The sequence below is a fragment of the Flavivirga aquimarina genome, from assembly GCF_030540835.1.
Lineage (GTDB): Bacteria > Bacteroidota > Bacteroidia > Flavobacteriales > Flavobacteriaceae > Flavivirga > Flavivirga aquimarina.
On record NZ_JAUOEK010000081.1, the window covers coordinates 1 to 2211 of the forward strand.

Here is a 2211-nt window from a genome sequence, read left to right on the forward strand (position 1 = left end):
TTTGTAATCCGTGCCCTACTTATCCAATTAATTTTATACTTTGTAGAAAAATTAAAATATGTCTACAAAATATAAAGCAACAATGACCGACACTGGTTATTTTATAACCATAACTACTGTAGGTTGGATAGATGTGTTTACAAGACTTAAACAAAAATTTGTTATTACTCAGGCCATTAGGTATTGTCAAAAACATAAAGGCCTTGAAGTTTATGCCTATTGTATAATGCCTAGTCATATACACATGCTCTGCAAAGCAAAAGAAGGTTTCTTGCTATCAAATATTATGAGGGATTTTAAAAAATTCACCTCTAAAAAAATTATAGATACCATTATTAATTACCCAGAAAGTAGAAGAGAATGGATGCTTAATTATTTCAGCGAAGCATGTGACCACCTGAAACGAAATCAACAATATAAAGTCTGGCAAGATGGTTACCATGCAGAAATATGTTCGTCAAATAAATTTATAAAGCAGAAATTAGATTATATTCATAACAATCCTGTAAATGACAAAATTGTTTCTAATCCGGAAGATTATGTTTTTAGTTCGGCAAGAAATTATGCTAGTTTAGATAGCGAACTTGATATTGTCTTACTGCATGTTTTTTGAGTTTAAAAAGGAGCACGGATTACAAATCCGCGCTATCGGGGTTTTATTTTTTAGAAGCTTGAATTTGTCAGAAAAAATACCGAACTTAGTAAGCAAACGATTTTGTACTTAGTCGTTATAAGCTCTAAAAATAAAATTATGAACACTTATGCTGACAAAATACAAGACAAAAACCACTACCACGCTGTTTCTACAAATGCAACTCTTCAAAAACAAAAGGATGATGCATTTGCTGTTCAATTTATGTATAACAGTTGCAATGCAGCTGCTCTACAGAAACTAAATAAAATATCCTCTAATAGTCCACGTACGTTACAACTAAAAGCACTTCAAGAAAAGGCTAACAACAGTCCAAAAACAAAACAAGCAATCCAGCTACAAGCTATAGTAAATAACTATACAGCACTTATTCAGAGAAAAGAAAACCATACAACAGGTTTGCCAGATAATCTTAAAACCGGAATTGAAAACCTTTCTGGTTATTCTATGGACGATGTAAAAGTGCATCGTAACTCTAATAAGCCAACTCAATTGAATGCTCATGCATATGCTCAAGGAACAGATATTCACCTCGCTTCCGGGCAAGAAAAACATTTACCTCATGAAGCCTGGCATGTGGTACAGCAAAAACAGGGAAGAGTAAAACCTACCTTGCAAACTAAAAATAAAATAAACATTAATGATGATGCAGCCTTGGAGAAAGAAGCAGACATCATGGGAACGAAAGCCTTACAAAGACACCACACAGAAAAAAACACATTTGAATTTCCTTTTTACCGCACGGTATACCAAACTCCAAGTATACATGGGGGGACCGACTCTAGTTTACAGTTAATGGCAGATCCAGATGGCATAAGCGAAAAACCCAATACCAGTATGTCTCTTTCACCAGACATAAAAGAGATAGACCTTAGAGATAAAGAAGCACTTCCCAGAGGCGAGGTGGATTTCAATGTTTTAAGGATGATAGTCCGTAAACAGAAGCCAGTTGGTGAAAAACCTGATTTAGATTTATTGCATTGGGAATTACTCTTTCTTATTCAAAACGAACATGATAGAGAATGGATAAAAGTTGATTTAACTCTAGATGGATATCGTATACTCTCTGGTGTAAGCGACGAGGCAAGGAGGCCATCTTTAGACGAAGAGTACATAAATACAAGCAATGAGACTTTAACAAAAAGTAAAATTAAAGCTGCCGTAGAAGAACTAGCTCCAACTAAACTAAATTACTACAACCCTTCAAAAAAATCTCCTGACTATAAACCAGAATTTGAGAATTTCCGGTATAGTTGCCAGACTTTCGTAAATAATATGATAGAAAAACTGGAACTAATATCAACTGATGAAATAGTTGAAAAAACAATATAACTTGTATTAGTATATAAGACAAAGTTTTCTCCGCTCTACCCCGCTAGTGCCAGTTTATACCCGATAGCGCGGACTCGATAGCGCGGATTTGTAATCCGTGCCCTACTTATCCAATTAATTTTATACTTTGTAGAAAAATTAAAATATGTCTACAAAATATAAAGCAACAATGACCGACACTGGTTATTTTATAACCATAACTACTGTAGGTTGGATAGATGTGTTTA

Annotated in this window: 2 protein-coding genes; both read left to right on the forward strand. The window is 34.3% G+C overall.

Features of this window, described 5'->3' with window-relative positions; all coding sequences use genetic code 11:
• Nucleotides 1-58: 58 nt before the first annotated feature.
• Nucleotides 59-613 carry an REP-associated tyrosine transposase gene (locus tag Q4Q35_RS07165; protein WP_303277277.1) on the forward strand — a complete coding sequence of 185 codons (555 nt, stop codon included), beginning with the start codon at nucleotides 59-61 and terminating at the stop codon, nucleotides 611-613.
• A gap of 138 nt (nucleotides 614-751) precedes the next feature.
• Nucleotides 752-1984 carry an eCIS core domain-containing protein gene (locus Q4Q35_RS07170; RefSeq protein ID WP_303277278.1) on the forward strand — a complete coding sequence of 411 codons (1233 nt, stop codon included), beginning with the start codon at nucleotides 752-754 and terminating at the stop codon, nucleotides 1982-1984.
• Nucleotides 1985-2211: the final 227 nt, after the last annotated feature.